This window comes from Shewanella sp. 3_MG-2023 (genome assembly GCF_030548765.1).
GTDB lineage: Bacteria > Pseudomonadota > Gammaproteobacteria > Enterobacterales > Shewanellaceae > Shewanella.
This window is the reverse complement of record NZ_JAUOSH010000025.1, coordinates 61,986-78,315: the sequence shown is the minus strand read 5'-3', so window position 1 is coordinate 78,315 and position 16,330 is coordinate 61,986. Positions and strand designations below refer to the sequence as shown.

At 42.1% G+C, this 16,330-nt stretch carries 15 protein-coding genes and 1 pseudogene; 8 read left to right on the top strand and 8 right to left on the bottom strand.

What is annotated here, in order from left to right:
• Window positions 1-540: 540 nt before the first annotated feature.
• From Q4591_RS14595 to Q4591_RS14585, 3 genes are all read right to left on the bottom strand, one after another.
• Window positions 541-1,608, bottom strand: coding sequence for a diguanylate cyclase (locus Q4591_RS14595; RefSeq protein WP_303461639.1), 1,068 nt, complete (start codon window positions 1,606-1,608; stop codon window positions 541-543).
• Between the two features lie 381 nt (window positions 1,609-1,989).
• Entirely contained in the window at window positions 1,990-2,349 is a 360-nt protein-coding gene (locus Q4591_RS14590; protein WP_303461637.1) for a DP-EP family protein, read from the bottom strand.
• 189 nt (window positions 2,350-2,538) lie between these two features.
• Window positions 2,539-3,585 (bottom strand): phosphotransferase, encoded by a 1,047-nt coding sequence (locus tag Q4591_RS14585; protein WP_303461635.1) that lies wholly within the window; start codon window positions 3,583-3,585, stop codon window positions 2,539-2,541.
• A gap of 223 nt (window positions 3,586-3,808) precedes the next feature.
• On the opposite strand from Q4591_RS14585, the gene Q4591_RS14580 reads away from it, so the two are divergent.
• On the top strand, window positions 3,809-4,069 hold the full coding sequence (locus tag Q4591_RS14580) for a DUF5062 family protein (protein ID WP_102437611.1): 261 nt from the start codon (window positions 3,809-3,811) through the stop codon (window positions 4,067-4,069).
• A gap of 85 nt (window positions 4,070-4,154) precedes the next feature.
• Here Q4591_RS14580 and Q4591_RS14575 read toward each other — a convergent pair whose 3' ends face one another.
• From Q4591_RS14575 to Q4591_RS14565, 4 genes and pseudogenes are all read right to left on the bottom strand, one after another.
• Complete coding sequence (locus Q4591_RS14575; protein WP_102437613.1) at window positions 4,155-5,981, bottom strand: mechanosensitive ion channel family protein; 1,827 nt, start codon at window positions 5,979-5,981, stop codon at window positions 4,155-4,157.
• Window positions 5,982-6,249: 268 nt separating this feature from the next.
• Window positions 6,250-6,567: pseudogene (locus tag Q4591_RS20160) on the bottom strand (GNAT family N-acetyltransferase); the annotation flags it as partial.
• Between the two features lie 12 nt (window positions 6,568-6,579).
• On the bottom strand, window positions 6,580-6,780 hold the full coding sequence (locus Q4591_RS20155; RefSeq protein WP_347230794.1) for a hypothetical protein: 201 nt from the start codon (window positions 6,778-6,780) through the stop codon (window positions 6,580-6,582).
• A 2-nt stretch (window positions 6,781-6,782) separates the two neighbouring features.
• Window positions 6,783-7,238, bottom strand: a complete 456-nt coding sequence (locus tag Q4591_RS14565; RefSeq protein WP_241904009.1) for a cold-shock protein — start codon at window positions 7,236-7,238, stop codon at window positions 6,783-6,785.
• A gap of 168 nt (window positions 7,239-7,406) precedes the next feature.
• Here Q4591_RS14565 and Q4591_RS14560 point away from each other — a divergent pair, with 168 nt between their 5' ends.
• From Q4591_RS14560 to Q4591_RS14535, 6 genes are all read left to right on the top strand, one after another.
• Window positions 7,407-8,759 carry a M20 family metallopeptidase gene (locus Q4591_RS14560; protein WP_303461633.1) on the top strand — a complete coding sequence of 451 codons (1,353 nt, stop codon included), beginning with the start codon at window positions 7,407-7,409 and terminating at the stop codon, window positions 8,757-8,759.
• A gap of 101 nt (window positions 8,760-8,860) precedes the next feature.
• On the top strand, window positions 8,861-9,355 hold the full coding sequence (locus Q4591_RS14555; RefSeq protein ID WP_102437617.1) for a peptidylprolyl isomerase: 495 nt from the start codon (window positions 8,861-8,863) through the stop codon (window positions 9,353-9,355).
• A gap of 51 nt (window positions 9,356-9,406) precedes the next feature.
• Window positions 9,407-10,186, top strand: coding sequence for an EcsC family protein (locus tag Q4591_RS14550; protein WP_102437619.1), 780 nt, complete (start codon window positions 9,407-9,409; stop codon window positions 10,184-10,186).
• A gap of 157 nt (window positions 10,187-10,343) precedes the next feature.
• Complete coding sequence (locus Q4591_RS14545) at window positions 10,344-12,017, top strand: VCBS repeat-containing protein (protein ID WP_303461631.1); 1,674 nt, start codon at window positions 10,344-10,346, stop codon at window positions 12,015-12,017.
• A gap of 288 nt (window positions 12,018-12,305) precedes the next feature.
• On the top strand, window positions 12,306-13,967 hold the full coding sequence (gene hcp, locus Q4591_RS14540; protein ID WP_102437623.1) for a hydroxylamine reductase: 1,662 nt from the start codon (window positions 12,306-12,308) through the stop codon (window positions 13,965-13,967).
• A gap of 102 nt (window positions 13,968-14,069) precedes the next feature.
• Window positions 14,070-15,332: a hybrid-cluster NAD(P)-dependent oxidoreductase gene (locus Q4591_RS14535; RefSeq protein ID WP_102437624.1), complete on the top strand. Its 1,263-nt coding sequence runs from the start codon at window positions 14,070-14,072 to the stop codon at window positions 15,330-15,332.
• Between the two features lie 106 nt (window positions 15,333-15,438).
• Here Q4591_RS14535 and Q4591_RS14530 read toward each other — a convergent pair whose 3' ends face one another.
• Window positions 15,439-15,765: a DUF2956 domain-containing protein gene (locus tag Q4591_RS14530; protein ID WP_102437626.1), complete on the bottom strand. Its 327-nt coding sequence runs from the start codon at window positions 15,763-15,765 to the stop codon at window positions 15,439-15,441.
• A gap of 186 nt (window positions 15,766-15,951) precedes the next feature.
• On the opposite strand from Q4591_RS14530, the gene Q4591_RS14525 reads away from it, so the two are divergent.
• Window positions 15,952-16,218: a YecH family protein gene (locus Q4591_RS14525; protein WP_102437627.1), complete on the top strand. Its 267-nt coding sequence runs from the start codon at window positions 15,952-15,954 to the stop codon at window positions 16,216-16,218.
• Window positions 16,219-16,330 lie beyond the last annotated feature (112 nt).

Genomic DNA, 16,330 nt, shown 5'->3' with positions numbered 1-16,330 from the left:
CATAAAGCTATAACAATTATCCTTTGGTTACCAATGCTTTGAACTGTGCGGCTTGGCCTGCGAATGGCCACTATTAACCAGTACGAAAGCATAACGCTGTAACAGGGTATCCGAATTGACATAAGTACTATAAGACTAGTGGCTTGGCAGCTAACGGCCACTATTAACCAGCACGAAAGCATAACGCTATAACAGGGTATCTGTGTGGCTTGGCAGCGACTGGCCACTATTAACCAGTACGAAAGCATAACGCTATAACAGTTATCCTTTGGTTACCAATGCTTTGAACTGTGAGGCTTGGCCTGCGAATGGCCACAATTAACCAGTACGAAAGCATGAAGCTATAACTGTAAAACAGAGTATCCGAATTGACGTTAAGTACTATGAGACCTGTGACTTGGCAGCGAGTATTGTTAGTTGTACTCGCTGCAACATCCTTAACCCAAGCTAGATAAGATTAAGATGTGAGTTTGTGCTTACTTACATTTGCTTACCTTTTACTTATTTAGGGGGGGTCAGTTAGTTAGCTTATTGAAGTGGTTAACAAGACGCATTGATACGATTTCTGCCATTGGTTTTAGCGCGATACAGAGCGGTATCAGCAGCGCATAACAGGGCATTCGCTGTTCGAAACTGGCCATTGATTTCACAAGCATAGCCTTGGCTTACACTAATGCTGACTGATTCATCCAAACCAATATCAATAAAAGTTAGGGCATTAATATTTTGTTGAACGAGTAAGGCTATTTGCTCCACCTCTACAGTGCTTAAATTTGGCAGAATCAGTGCAAACTCTTCGCCGCCATATCTGGCTACGGTACATTCGTTATTAGGCACAGAGGCTTTAATGGCGTCGGCGACTTTTTGTAAGCAGCGATCTCCAAGAATATGGCCATATTTATCATTAAAAGACTTAAAATGATCCACATCAATGATGACCACGCTAATGGGCCAACCTGCTTCGCTGCAGGCTTGCCAATGTGACTTCAAGTTAGTGTCGAATATACGTCGATTAGCTAAATTGGTTAAACAATCTGTGGATGCCCAGTGATGCAGTTGTTGGTATTCAGTACGAAATTTACTCAGATCACGAATAACAATGCCAAATAGCGGCTGTTTCATGGGCAAATAGCTCACCGAAATTTCCACATCAATACAACTGCCATTATCGAGGTTAATTTTGGTTTCAGTGGGTAAATGGTTTAGGGGAATAGGCTCCATTTGGGATTGGAGAATCATTTGTTGATACAGGCTTTTTTGTGGTTCGCACAAAAATGATTGCCACTGCTGGCCAATAAGCTCATCAGCCTTATCTGCGCCCAGTAACAAGCTCTTGGCATGTCGATTGGCCATTTGGATAGCACCAAGCTCATCCACCACCAGCATGGCTTCCATTAAGTGATCAACTAAGTTCGATAGTGAATTCACCGTTGGAGCTCCTAATGGTGAGATTTTAGCTACAGTCTTAGTAGTTAATGGAGCCTTTTTTAGGGGCAAATTTACCGCTTCTAAGTCGCCGCGCATGAATGCGTTTTTATTCATACGAGGCTGTGGCTCAATGCAAGGTTTGCTGTCAAGCGCATAAAAATTGGCAGAAAGATTTAACATAACGAGTATCCTTACTAGAGTCGTTATGGCGAGAACTGAGGTCATTTCAGATTAAGTATCGACATAACAGGTATTTTCTAGTGGATACTCTACGCAGCTTTGACGTCTATAACCTTTCGTTAACCTTCTGGTTTATATCTATGATTTTAAAGTGTTTTATTTTATGTTTTTGTTTTTTTATTTGTGTTTCCAGGCAGAAAAACTAGGTAGGTGAGTCGTAAATCACTTTCTGGAAAAGTAAAATCAAATGTACTGACATACACGTTATGTGCATCCAAAGGTTGGCCGAAGCTTATGTCAATTCAATCATTAACGTTAAAAGCAGAACATAGCATCAATCTTGTGATGCTATGTGCTGTAACGAGTTAAGGATATTTTTATTTATGCTGGTCTGTTAATAATTTGAGGATCTGGGCTGGTTAGCAATAATGTGTTTTCTGCATTGCTAAAGATAAATCGAAAACTGGCAGCGCCGCTGGCATTATCGAGATCAAGAAATTGTAACATTTTACCATCATTATTTACGGTGGCCGAATCAATCAGCCCTGCAAAAGGCGCATCAAAAGCGGCGCCAACAAATTTAAGCCCCTTAGTGGTGTTGTCGATTAATTGGTAAGTAATGGTGCCTTTTTGTGTGACTTCAATCGGATTATTGCCATTGCTATAACTAAAGCACAATTTTCCATTATCTAAACTCACTGTTAACTCTATAAACTGAGCGATTCCGTTGCTGATTGACATGATCATGGTTCCTTTTTTAGTGATATTAGCTAGTGATAGTAACTAAAGGTTTGTTATTGAAATCCCCGCATCACCAAGCAAGGCTAGTTTTTATCGCTATGTCTTTTGTCGCTATGCTTGTTAATAAAACCGTTGTTATCTAGATAGTCGTTGTCGATATTGTCCTTAAAAAGTCACTAGTAGGTTTGGCTACTTTGATGATGTCGTTAGCTGGCTTAAGGCCTGTGCGGTTAACATTTCTGTATAAGCGTTTATTTTGACATGCTTTGGGCTCCAGCCTTTAATAAAGCGCTGAAAATCGGCCCATGCTATGCAATACAAAGGGCGCCAAGTTTGTTCAACCTCTTTAGGATTAATATCTGGCTGATGGAGATTAATGCTGCTGGCGAGCTGACTAAAATAGTAATCCAAATAATGCTCGATTAGTTTATGTGGTTCGGTAAATGTCAGCGTACTGCTTAGCAGTAAAATCACATCTTTCATGCCGCAACCTTGGCCCACATATTGAAAGTCCACCGCAGCAGCTTTGTCGTGGTGAGTATTAAAACAAAAGTTAGCGAGTTTGGCATCGCCGTGGATTATTGTTTGGTATGGCGTCTGTTTTAAAGCGCGATCGATTGTATTGGCTGCCATTTTTAACGGCTGATCGCTGAGTGCCTGTAATTCATCGGGGCGAGTATCTAAATGCCAGTAGCTGCCTGTGGGCCATAGGTCGGTGGTATTCACGGTTGATGGCTGGCTAGTTGTAAATTGATTAGCCATAAATTGGCCGTGAAAATGTCCCAGCCATTTAAGGCTGGCCAAAATGGCTGTGTGATCGGCATGGGTTAATACTTGATCGAAACCTAAAGTATGTAAGTCTTCAAGGATCAGTAAGGTTTCTAGTTCGCTGCGCTGAATGTATAAACATTGAGGCACGCTGTTTTCGCTTTGACGATCATTATCACTGCCACTGCCACATAGCTGAGCGTAGTGCTGATACCAGTTAGCTTCAACTTGATAAGATTTGAGTTTACGTTGATGTGATAGGGCGCTATTCCAGCCCTTGGGATGCGACTCTGGCTGTGGCAGTTTAATGTGTTTAACGATAACAGATGAATATTGGCTACCAGTAAGCTTAGCGCGAAATAGTTCGCCATAACCGCCCCATAGGGATTGAATTACCTCAATCTCGCTTATACTTTGAGCTTTTAATGCCGTGGTAATCTTGCTAATAACTGCTTTATCTATCGTCATTAAACCCTTACTTTCCCTTTTTGATGTTGTAGCCACTTCATAAAACCATAATCTAGCTATTGTGCCAGAATTTTACTTAATAGCTAAAGTGATAAGCTAATCGATTGATAATTGCTCAACTAAGAATAAAACAAGTTATTGGCTGCTGTTTTTACGCAGCAGTGATTGAATTTTATCCCCAATAGCGTAGTTTTAGCGTAAAGCCCCAAACGAGAGTGGTTATATGAAGCCAGGTAAGAACGATACTAAATTGCTTAAACTCGCAATGGAAATTGGTGAGGGTTATGCAAAACGTCGCGGTTTTGAAAACTTTGGTGTTGGTATATCGCCAAAAGATAAAGTGGAATGTATTTACCGTTTATTGGTGCAAGATGGGCTAATTCAAGCATTAGCTGAAGATAATGATGATGGCCCAAATCGTAAGCATAAATTGATTTTGTGGATCAGTCGCCAACTTCCTGAAGATCATCCCCTTAAAAACTAACCCATGGGTGAGTTGCTTAGTTATTCCGATTACGTAAAAAGCCGAGATGTTCTCGGCTTTTTTAATGGCGACTGGAATGTAAAACTTATCCTTTCAGTTCTACTTCAATGTCAGTTTCTTCTGGTGATTTCATCACATCTTTAGGTTTAGTGACACTGCCCACAGGTGGGTAGGGCACTGTGCCTTTAAATTCATCACGGGTAGCTTCGCTGTAATTGGGAAAAGGTAAGGCATCTTCCTCGATTAATTGTTTAATGGTTTGCTCCGCTTGTTGTTGTACCTCGACGTCTGCGCTGCTGGCATTTTGTAGCATGACATTTTGACCAATAGGGGCAATTTTAATGTCTAACTGCTTTAAAATATTCAGTAAGTGAAAGTTTAAATCCTCAGCAATACCAAAATATTCATTGATATCACCGGTATCGATATAGGCATTTACGTTGACGACAAACGCATCACGCTCAATGGCAAGAAAACGCGCCCGCTGAGCAATCTCTAACACTCTGGGGTGTGACAATAATAATTTTCGCAGTTCCATTAACAGCATTTGCAGTTGCTCTTTACTGGTATCAAGGCTAATGCGCAGATCGTGCTTATAGCGGCGACGATCGATAACAGAGAAGTTTTCTAACTCTTGGGATGAAAATACCGAGTTAGGGATATGCACTACGGTGCGATCGAGTTTTCTGATCCGCGTCGAGCGTAAGCCAATTTCTTCAACTACGCCCATAGTGGTGCCAAAGCGGCAAAAATCCCCCGGTTTTATTGGTCTTGCAGCATATAAAGTTAATGCGCCGAAGACATTTTCTAATGGTTTTTGCGCCGCCAAGGCAATGGCTAAACTGCCGACACCTAGGCCGGTTAAAATGGTGGCCATGTTGTATCCTGAGCTTTCAAACCACATTAAGGCAATAACCACCACAATGACGATTTTTAATATTGCTACCATAGGCCTGAGTAAGGCCACGGAGTAGCTTTTATCTTGATCGTTTAATTGCTTGGATTTTATTGCGGAATACAATTCCACTAAACCTAAAATTAGAATGGTGTTGGCGATATACAGCAAGGTGCTGTTATCAAACCATACACGTGCCCTAATCGATAAACCTAATGACAGCGCCACATATTGCAAGCTCGAAAGATATAAAAACCAGCGCAAGCTGTTGCCTGAAAAACGGGTTAATCCAGCCAGTTTATGTTCAAATTTAGCGGCAATGGTTTTGGCGGCAATGCTGATTAATCCGGTGGCGATCCAACCAAAGAAAATACACAGAATAAAGATCAGCAGTTGCCAGTTTTCCATATGGAACATGGTGAATTGCGGTAAAACGTTAGCCAGTGCTTCGATTTGCGGGCTGTAGCCATATTCGTCCCATAGCTCAGGAACTTGGGCTATAGTGGCGTTAGAGATCTTCCAAATTTTGCCTTTTTTACCGTCTGGAACTCGCTGTAAATAGACCGGAACAGGGCCTTTACTGGTTTCTAGTACCCCTAACAAATCACGATAGCTTGGCAGTTTATCGTTAAGGTGTCCTTCTGGTTGATCGCTGATCTGCGAAAGGTCGAGGATGTTTTGTTTATTCCATAATATCGCCAGTTTACGCAGTAAATCGGCACCATCTTCGGGATTAATATCTTTGGGCAGGTAACGCAGATCAATAAACTCAGTGGCAGCTTCCCAGTCGTTTTCTTGTACCGCTCGACCGATTTCAATGAGGGCTGATAAAGGAGTTTCGCCATCTCGGGCGAGGGTGAGTCCACCTTGAGCTTCGGCTATGGCTTCACTGCGCTTTTCTGCTTCAGCAACTTTTTTTAAATTGATATCGTCCGCAGCCATGGCGGTTGGCATTAGGCTCGACATCGATAACAACACAAAAGCAGTAAAAAGCGTTCGCCATGTTGTTTGCAGCATGATTTTATCCCTAAAAGCGCAATATCTAGCTCAAATATATGTGTTTTAGCCTCAGACTGCTAGGGCGGCACACTTCTAAGTAAGTAAAAGTTACATAAATGGGTGTCTCAACTTTATCACCAAGATAACTTTTCATATGATACAGCTTCCCAAGGTTTTGTTATCGGCTGGGCAGCGTATTTTTAGCCTTAACTAACGATAAAGAGTTGGATGGATAAAGGGCGCCCTAATAGAAGTCGTTGGCGCTTTTTTTGTGCTTTGAATCCAATTAATCAGCTGGCAGCGGATTACCTTTTAACGAGATTGCGTATCGTAGCAGGGTAAAACCTTCGTCTTCATATTGTCTGATAAACGTCATACCTAACTTTTCAATGATGTTGACTGAGCCAAGATTAAGGTTGACGACTTCGCCGTAAATAATATCTAAATCCATATGTTTCTTAGCATACTCAATACTGGCAAGGTTAGCTTCTGTGGCATAGCCCTTACCCCAAAAATCTGGGTGTAAGCGATAGCCTATATCTACTGCATTAATACGTAAATCATATTTAAACCCACAAAAGCCTATGACTTGTTTGGTTGCTTTTAATTCTACAGCCTAACGAGCCAAACCATATTTCTGGTATTCTGCTAACCAGATGTCCTGAATAATGTTTTTTGCATCTTCGATGTTATTACACATGCCTGCATCGCCAGTGTAGCGGTTGACTTCCTCTGAATTAAACTCAAGCACAGCCTTTGTATCGCCAAGATTAAATTCACGAATGATTAGGCGTTCAGTTTCGATTATTATTGTCACTTTTATTTCCTTGGTTCTTGGATTGGTGCATCTGCTCCAGATGCACCTGCTCCAGATGCATTAGTGATGTCATAGTAAGCTTGATAAGCAAAGCGGCCGATGGCGATAACGATCAGAATAATAATGATCCGGCTCATGGTGCCAGAAGCTGTGGTGGCTTTTTGCATTTTGATCGGGCCTCGTTTTTTAGGTGAACCTGGCTTTTTCTGCTGGTTTTGAGCTGTTGATGTTGAGCCGCTTTTTACTGCTACGCCTTCAATGTTGGCTTCGATCGCCTTAATTTTACCGTCAGCTTGCTGCGCTACGATATACGCAATTTGATCACCTTGAATGGGCTTTCTCGCCATATGTTTAAGGGTTGAAATATGAATAAACACGTCCTTGCCACCTTCATCAGGCTCAATAAAACCGAAGCCTTTACTGCTATTCCAGCGAACTAATCGACCTGTTTCCATCATCACGAGTATGTTTCCTTTTTGAACGGCTAAATGTTTACAACACATTATAAAATTGACCAAGGCTATGCTAGGTTATTAATTCAATATAATAAATAGTAATTATCAGCGACTACGACTTTTAGCAGTCAAGATTCTCAGTCAAGATGAACAGTCAACAAGGAAGACACCATGACATTATCAGCACGCTTAACAGCCATACCAACAGCATTGTCGATATCACTGGCTTTAGCTGCAACGATAACCACCACCTCGTTACGCGCTGTAGATCTTGATTATTCAGTGACCAAAGCATTACCACAACTTGAACAGCTTTATACTCACCTTCATCAACACCCTGAACTGTCCTATCAAGAGAAAAATACCAGTGCCAGAATGGCAAAAGAGTTACGGCAATTAGGTTTTGAAGTCACTGATAATTATGGCGGCTACGGCGTGGTGGGCATATTCAAAAATGGCGACGGGCCTACGGTGATGATCCGCGCCGATATTGATGCTTTACCTATTATTGAACAAACGGGCAAAGCTTATGCATCGACAGTGACAACCCAAGATGCACATAACAATACTGTGGGCATTATGCATGGCTGTGGCCATGATATTCATATGACCAGCATGATTGGCGCAGCCGAGCAATTGATGTTGCACAAGTCAGCTTGGCAAGGCACTTTGATGATGGTAGCCCAGCCTGCAGAAGAAATGGGCGGCGGCGCAAAAGCCATGCTCAAGCAAGGTTTATTTAGCGAGTTTCCCACTCCTGATAAGGTGTTAGGTTTGCATGTCAGTGCATCTATTCCTGCTGGTAAAGTCGGCTCTATTAGTGGTTATGCATTGGCCAATGTGGATTCGGTGGATATCAGCATTAAAGGCAAAGGTGGCCATGGTGCTTACCCCCATTTAACCATAGACCCTGTGGTTCTGGCGGCGCGCACAGTATTAGCATTGCAAACCATTCCAAGCCGTGAAGTGTCACCCCTTGAGCCAAACGTGGTCACAGTAGGTTCAATTCATGGCGGCTCAAAACATAATATTATTTCCAATGAAGTGAAGCTGCAATTAACTCTGCGATCATATAACCCTGAAGTACGTGAGCAGCAAATCGCTGCAATAAAACGTATCACTAAGGGCATTGCGATTAGTGCGGGTTTACCTGATGAACTGATGCCTGAAGTGTATGTGCATGAAGATGAAAAAATACCTTCGACTTATAATGACCCAGCATTGGCTGCCCAAGTTAAGGCCAGCATTGAAGCTGAACTAGGAAAAGATAATGTGGTGCTAGCGCCACAGGTTATGGCCGGAGAAGATTTTGGCTTATATGGCCGAACTGAGCAAAATATTCCGATCACTTTATTTTGGTTAGGGGCTGTTGAGCCAAGCGTGTATCAAGCCAGTATTGATAGCGGCGACAGCTTGCCATCATTGCATTCGAGTAAGTTTGCCCCAGATTATCCGTTAACTATCAGCACCGGCGTGCGGGCAATGACACGCGCGGCAATGGATTTGTTTAATAGTAGCAAATAAGCTTACTTTATCTGACTTAAAGCATGACGCTTATTTATAGCCTGAAGCATAGGATAAACGCTATAATTGAGCTTAACTTTTCGTTGTTAAATTGAGATCCCATGACCGTTATTTTTACCACCAATGTTGGCGATATCCATATTGAACTGGATATGGAAAAAGCCCCTGTTAGTTCGAAGAATTTTTTACAGTACTGTCAGGATGGGTTTTATGATTACACTATTTTTCATCGGGTGATAAAAGGCTTTATGATCCAAGGGGGTGGTTTTACTGCCAAGATGAAAGAAAAGCCCACTCGCGATCCTATCGTTAATGAAGCTAATCGTGGCTTGAGTAACACACTTGGCACCATAGCAATGGCAAGAACCGATGCGCCGCATTCGGCCACCGGGCAGTTTTTTATTAATACTGCTGATAATAGCTTTTTAGACCACACAGCGACCACCAACAGCGGTTGGGGTTATGCGGTTTTTGGCAGAGTGGTTGCCGGTATTGAAGTGGTCAAAGAAATTGAAAAAGCTAAAACGGCCACGGTAGCAGGTCATGACGATGTGCCTAAAACGGCGATAGTGATTGAGAAAGTCACCATTATCTAGTGAGCTATTAGCGCTGTTGTTAATCGTGCGGCTGTGAAAGAAGGGAAAGCCATGAGTCTATCTGTAGAAGATAATGCCCAATTAGTGCAGGCTAAGCAGTTACTTGAAAACCCCGGCTTAGCAGCCAAAATCACAGATTTTATTGGCTCGCCCATTGAGCAAGGTTTTGCGCTACTGCCTAAAAGTGTCAGTAATGGTATTGGCAAAGTCACAGAAATGGCGTTGATGAAAGCCTCGGATGCGGCGCTATTTACCATGAAAAACATCCCCCATGAGCAATCTTCTGATCGTTGGCACAAACTCGGTGTTGCAGTGAGTGGTGGTGTGGGGGGCTTTTTCGGCTTAAGCGCATTGGCATTAGAGCTACCGATTTCAACCACCATCATGTTGCGATCCATTGCCGATATTGCTCGCAGTGAGGGTGAGCAACTCGATGAAGTGGCCACTAAAATGGCCTGCATAGAAGTCTTTGCCCTAGGGGGTGAGTCAAATGATGACGATCAAGCTGAAAAAGGCTACTTTGCGGTGCGCACCGTGTTAGCCAATTCAATTGCTGAAGCCGCTGAATACGTTGCCACTAAAGGCTTTAGTAAAGAAGCTGCGCCAATGATGGTTAAATTAGTGACCGTGGTGGCAGAGCGCTTTGGCGTGCAGGTGACTCAAAAGGTGGCCGCTCAAGCTGTACCTGCCATAGGCGCTGCGGGTGGGGCGATCATTAACACCTTATTTATCGATCATTTTCAAGACATGGCAAGAGGTCACTTTATCGTGCGTAAACTTGAGCGTAAGTACGGTGAAGAACTAGTAAAGCTAACCTATCAGACACTTTGATCTTGGCAAGATAAGTTGTTAGTCAATTCCTATTCCTTTTACAGCTTGAATCGTTCTCGATACGTAAGTGGTAACAATTTCATTGTATGAACTTTATTCAATCAAGGTTATCTTAACTATATAAGTTAAAGATAATGTTTAAGGATATGTTTTCAGGATGAATAAATTAACCCGCGCGCTATTGGTAGCAAGCTGTTGTATTTTACCTTTTATCCATCCAGCTTTTGCTGCAGATACAGAGCTAAAATTCACCACTTTTACAGTTGATACCGAATTTGAACTGACTCATCCAGTATTAAGCGTTAACTTACTCGATAATGAGGGCAATGAGTTACTAGCACTGGGTGTTGATGATGAACATCAGCGCTGGTTTGCTGTATACGGCATTGTCGATAAGCAATTAGTGATGCTAGATAAAGTATTATTAAACAAAGATATTTATAGCTTTGATATTAATGAAATCGACTCTAATACTGATAGCATGCTTGCGCTGCAACAGCTGTATTTCGTCACTGCAGAGCAATTACTACGTTATGCCCCAGTTACGGCTAATAGCGCTATTAACAAGCTAGATGTGAGTATGCTCCCAGCAGATGCGATCTCCGCTGATGACATGCTAGTGCAAGATCCTTCAGCTTCACTTTCACCTAAACAAATTACCAGCCAACAAACAGATACTGCAGCAAAACCGCTTTCTGGTGAGTTAGTTGCCGTTGCTGATATTAATTCATTAGCTGTTACAGGCCATGCTGATTTTATCTCTCGTGGTGATTTTGTCAGTGATATTAATAATGATGATATTGCTGATGTACTGATAAGTGACTTTAGAGAAATGCATGTATTGCTCGGTGCTGGTAATACTCAATTCATCCGACAATCACTGCCGTTACTGCCTCAAGTTGAGCTGACCAATAATGGCGCTGAATATAGCCGCGCTACGCTTTATCACAGTGATATGAACTTTGATGGTCGCGATGATATTGTCAAAGTCGGTGAGGGCTCGCTCGAAGTGTATTATCAAAACGATCAAGGGCAGTTCGCCGCGATCGCAGAATATATTTCGGTGAGTCAACCCATCAGCGGTATTGATTGGTGGAATAAGCGTGATGCCTATGGCAAATCATTAGATCAAAGTGATTTGCTATACCGTAAAGTTGAGCGTATTGGTGATGTGAATGGCGATGAGATTACTGACTTGGTGGTCAGATATACCAAAAGCTCTGGGGTGTTTGATCGTACCAATGACTATGAAATTTATTTAGGTCGTAATAACGATGGTGTGGTGGCTTTTGGCCGCGACCCTGAGACGGTTATTAAAGCTGAAGGCACCTTAACAGGGCTGCGCTTTGATGACATTGATAATGACAATGTCGATGAGGTGATTGTATCAGGCTTTGATATTAGCATTTCGCAGATCGTAAGCGCCTTACTGTCAGGCAGCATTGATCAAGATGTACATGTATTTAAAATGAACACAGCGAGCCAGTTTGCAGATAAAGCCAATGTCAGTAAAGAGGTTGAATTAAACTTCAGCTTAACTTCAGGCCAAAGTGGTGAACCTGTAGTGGCGTTAGCGGATATCAATGGCGATGGTTATAAAGAGTTATTATTGTCTGATGACAATGAAACCTTAGACATTTATCTGGGTCAGGCTGGTAGCGCGCCTTTTAGTAAGCGCTCTCAGCAATGGGATATGATCATTCCGGTTGAAGGCTCGATGCTATCGGCAACCGATATTAATGCTGATGGTAAAGATGACTTATTACTTAAATTTGGTAAACAAGATCCTGAACAACTGCAACGAAGCTTCACTGTGCTATTGGCGCAGTAATCAGTTTTAAGGCTTATAACGCCTCAAAATACACACGAAAAAAACCAGCAGTCATTTGCTGGTTTTTTTGTACTTAACGCTAGGTCTTTGACGATAAAATAATCAATTAACTGATGCCTTTATTGATAACATCGATGTGAATCGGGCTCAGTATTAGTGAATACTGAAACTGATCTAGATCATAAAACTGATTAAATTTTGTAAAAATAAGTTTAGATTTTTGCTGATCTAAGTACACTGCATCTAAACATGTAAATATTATGCATGATTAAATTCAGGAGCAAAGTGATGTTTTGTATTCAATGCGAGCAAACAGTTAGAACCCCAGCAGGCAACGGTTGTAGTTATTCTCAAGGTATGTGCGGTAAGTTAGCATCTACGTCAGATCTACAAGATTTATTAATCTACATGTTGCAGGGCGTTTCTGCTTATGCGGTTAAGGCGCGTCAGTTCGATATCATCGATGCCGAGATTGATACCTTTGTTCCTAAGGCATTTTTTGCCACATTAACTAATGTGAACTTTGATGATGGACGTTTAGCTGATTACGCACATCAAGCTCAAACTTACCGTAACAAGTTAAAAGCGGCATACGAACAAGCCTGCGCTGAAAAAGGCGTTGCTGCTGAAGAAGTGATAGCTCAAGCTGAATTTAACTTAGCGGCTTCTCAGCCTGAAATGCTACTACAAGCTCCAGTTGCACTGCCAAACCGTGGTGACGATGTTAATGAAGACATCATGGGCTTACGTTTACTTTGCTTATATGGCCTTAAAGGCGCAGCAGCTTACATGGAGCATGCACGTGTACTTGAGCAAACTGATGCCGATGTGGCCGGTGAATTTCACCAAATCATGTCATTCCTTGGCGAAGACTCAGTTGATGGCGACAAGCTATTTGCTACCGCAATGGAAATCGGTCAATTAAACTATCGCGTAATGGCGATGTTAGATGCGGGTGAAACGACGGCATTTGGCCACCCTGAGCCAACTGAAGTAAACACCAAATCATTTAAAGGTAAGGCGATTTTAGTGTCAGGTCATGACATGAAAGATTTAGAACTTATCTTAGAGCAAACTCAAGGTAAGGGCATTAACGTCTATACCCATGGCGAAATGTTACCGGCATTAGCTTATCCTGCATTTAAAAAGTTCCCACACTTAGTGGGTAACTACGGCAGCGCATGGCAGAACCAACAGCGTGAATTTGGCACTTTCCCAGGCGCTGTTGTGATGACCTCAAACTGTATTATTGACCCTAATGTGGGCGATTATTCAGATCGTATATTCACCCGTAGCATTGTTGGCTGGCCTGGTGTTGCTCACATCGAAGGTGAAGACTTTAGCGCTGTGATTGACAAAGCCCTTGAGCTTGAAGGTTTTAGCTACGATGAAATCCCACATGCGATTACGATTGGTTTTGCACGTAATGCCTTAATGGAAGCGGCACCAACAGTAGTTGAGAACGTGAAAAATGGGTCTATTAAGCACTTTTTCTTAATCGGTGGTTGTGACGGCGATAAATCTGAACGTAGCTACTTTACTGACTTAGCTAAATCAGTGCCTGATGACACCATTATCCTGACCTTAGGGTGTGGTAAGTACAAGTTCAACAAACTTGAGTTTGGCGATATTAATGGTATTCCACGTTTATTAGATGTGGGTCAATGTAACGATGCTTACTCTGCTATACAGTTAGCCTTAGCATTAAAAGATATTTTTGACTGTGATATCAATGAACTGCCTTTAAGCTTGGTACTGTCTTGGTTTGAGCAAAAAGCGATTGTGGTGTTACTGACACTATTATCACTGGGCGTTAAAAACATTCGTACAGGCCCAACTCCGCCAGCGTTTTTGACTGAAAACTTAGCAAAAGTGTTAGAAGACCAATTTGGTTTACGTAACACCACTGATGTTGAGTCAGATCTTAAAGCGATGATTAATGCGGCTTAAATAGTGGTTATTGGGTGATATAGGCTTAGCGCTTATATCACCTTTTTATTGTCTGTTTTTTACTTTCTACTTCTAACACATGGTTTCCCATACAGGTGCAATATGAGTTCATCAGGATTTTCATTTTCAGCAGCGTTATCAGCCGCCCAATCAACAAAAGATGACAACAAAAAGTCAGTTGCTAAGGTCAGCGCTGCGCCGAGTTTTTCAATATCGGGTGCATTGGCTGCCACAGCAAAGAAAACGGCTGAGGTTACAACTACTGCTGAAGCAAAAAAATCCATCAATGCAAATCAGTTATTATTAAATGCTGATGAGTGGCAACGTGGTGAAGTGCAATTGCGCTGTACTGAAAAATGGCATGAAACCCATGATGTAGTGAGCTTTCGTTTTCAAGGTTTAACCCCTGTTAAGTTTAACTACAAACCGGGGCAATTTATTACCTTCAAATTAGAGATTGAAGGCGAAATAGTTTATCGCAGTTATACCATGTCATCGTCTCCATCTAGACCTTATTCAATTGTGGTCACGGTGAAGCGCATTGCTGGTGGCAAAGTGTCAAACTTTTTAGCTGATAAGGTTAATCAAGGCGATATCATCACCTTAGTCGGCCCAGATGGCGCCTTTAACTTAGTGGATATAGCGGCTGAAAAGTATTTATTTTTAAGTGCTGGCAGTGGCATTACCCCAATGTATTCAATGTCACGTTGGCTGCTCGATACCAAAGTAGGCAGTGATATTGCCTTTGTGCACAGCGCTCGAACAGATGAAGATATTATCTTTGCTGATAGCTTAGGTGCGATGGCTTATCGCAGTGCTCAATTTCAATTAAGTTACCTGCTTGAAAATGCAGATGAGCTTGTTGAAGGCGTTAATCATACTGGCAACGACAGCCGTATGTTAGGCCGTATCGATATTGAAAAGCTGCAAGCATTAGTGCCTGATTTTATGACTCGCACCATTTTTGTGTGTGGCCCAGAGCCTTACATGGTGTCAGTTAAATCCTTGATTGAAACCAGTGGTTTCGAGATGAAAAACTTCCATCAAGAAAGCTTTACTGGCGCGGTTAAATCACCCCCAAGCAGCACAAATACTGCGGCTACAACTAGCAACTTCATGCTTTCAATTAAGGATAAAAAAGTTGCATTATCGGCTGAGCAAACCTTACTTGATGGCATAGAGTCTGAAGGGCTACCGATAATCGCAGCGTGCCGAAGTGGTGTGTGCGGCGCCTGTAAGTGCCAGGTGACCTCAGGGACTACTGAATCTAGCAGTACCATGACATTAACAGCTGAAGAAATTGCCGCAGGGTATGTATTAGCGTGCTCGACTAAAATCACTTCAGATGTCAGCTTAAAAATGTAAGCTAATTTGCAGCAAGATTTAATTTAAGAACAGTCAGCTATGCTGACTGTTTTGCTTTGTGGCAAAAATAATAAATGGGGCGCCTTATCCCCTTAGCTAAGAATGATCAGTTTGCTTGCAGGACATGAGATGCAATAAATCCGACCCAACTGGCGATAAGCAACACCCAGGGTAAATATGACTTCTGAGACTGTGGCGGCTGCTGCTGTTCAACTACATCATGGTTGAGCTGGTTTTTAGCTTTAAGATTCTGTTTCCGCTGTTTATCAGCCCCACGAGCTTTGGCTTTCTGCAACTTTTTATATTCAGCTATACCTTTCTCAATACCTTGAGCGATGAGTTTGGTCTGTTCTTTGGTTTGTGAAGGTTTTTGAGTAGCCTTAGCCATTTTCATTGCTTCAGCTTGGGTTTCTTGAGAGATACTTTTTGCCATGTTGCTCTACTTCTTGATTAGATTGCTGCTTAGTTACTACTTTAACAGCCTCGTGGGCGGCTCACTATAGCCAATCAGCGTCTAGATGATAATTCAGTAGGTTAATTTTTGTTAAACCATGAGCTAACGCAATAGTGGAATAGTGATTGTGTCGTAAAATAGCTTTTTAACTGTTGAGGAATTCTAATGTCAAAATCAATTCATGGTCGTAACGTTATCAAATTGATGAAAGATCAAAATACCCCGCAGCCACAACAACAATGGCTGGCGTTGATGGCAGCAGAATTTGGTGAAAATGCAGAGTTTCATACTTGTCGTGCCAGTGATATGAGCGCCGCACAGTTAGTTGAACTGTTTATTAGCAACGGTCGTTTAACTGAAACTGAAGCTGGTTTTGTGATTAATCAATGTGGTCACTGTGCAGGTAAAGAAACCCAAGAGGCAACGGCTTAGTCGCGGATTCGGTTTTCTTTAAGACAAAAATGCCAGTCACTGACTGGCATTTTTGTATCTGTGTTTAGCTTTAACTAAGCCCTAAAGCGAGCGGTTAAACTCGCGTATTAAG

Excerpts from the sequence above, each read along its gene's own strand:
- Q4591_RS14580 (WP_102437611.1), top strand. The coding sequence starts at position 3,809 with ATGAAGCCAGGTAAGAACGATACTAAATTGCTTAAACTCGCAATGGAA.
- Q4591_RS14595 (WP_303461639.1), bottom strand. The coding sequence starts at position 1,608 with ATGTTAAATCTTTCTGCCAATTTTTATGCGCTTGACAGCAAACCTTGC.
- Q4591_RS14530 (WP_102437626.1), bottom strand. The coding sequence starts at position 15,765 with ATGGCAAAAAGTATCTCTCAAGAAACCCAAGCTGAAGCAATGAAAATG.
- Q4591_RS14560 (WP_303461633.1), top strand. The coding sequence starts at position 7,407 with ATGACATTATCAGCACGCTTAACAGCCATACCAACAGCATTGTCGATA.
- Q4591_RS14555 (WP_102437617.1), top strand. The coding sequence starts at position 8,861 with ATGACCGTTATTTTTACCACCAATGTTGGCGATATCCATATTGAACTG.
- Q4591_RS14535 (WP_102437624.1), top strand. The coding sequence starts at position 14,070 with ATGAGTTCATCAGGATTTTCATTTTCAGCAGCGTTATCAGCCGCCCAA.
- hcp (WP_102437623.1), top strand. The coding sequence starts at position 12,306 with ATGTTTTGTATTCAATGCGAGCAAACAGTTAGAACCCCAGCAGGCAAC.
- Q4591_RS14590 (WP_303461637.1), bottom strand. The coding sequence starts at position 2,349 with ATGTCAATCAGCAACGGAATCGCTCAGTTTATAGAGTTAACAGTGAGT.
- Q4591_RS14585 (WP_303461635.1), bottom strand. The coding sequence starts at position 3,585 with ATGACGATAGATAAAGCAGTTATTAGCAAGATTACCACGGCATTAAAA.
- Q4591_RS14525 (WP_102437627.1), top strand. The coding sequence starts at position 15,952 with ATGTCAAAATCAATTCATGGTCGTAACGTTATCAAATTGATGAAAGAT.
- Q4591_RS14575 (WP_102437613.1), bottom strand. The coding sequence starts at position 5,981 with ATGCTGCAAACAACATGGCGAACGCTTTTTACTGCTTTTGTGTTGTTA.
- Q4591_RS14565 (WP_241904009.1), bottom strand. The coding sequence starts at position 7,238 with ATGATGGAAACAGGTCGATTAGTTCGCTGGAATAGCAGTAAAGGCTTC.
- Q4591_RS14550 (WP_102437619.1), top strand. The coding sequence starts at position 9,407 with ATGAGTCTATCTGTAGAAGATAATGCCCAATTAGTGCAGGCTAAGCAG.
- Q4591_RS14545 (WP_303461631.1), top strand. The coding sequence starts at position 10,344 with ATGAATAAATTAACCCGCGCGCTATTGGTAGCAAGCTGTTGTATTTTA.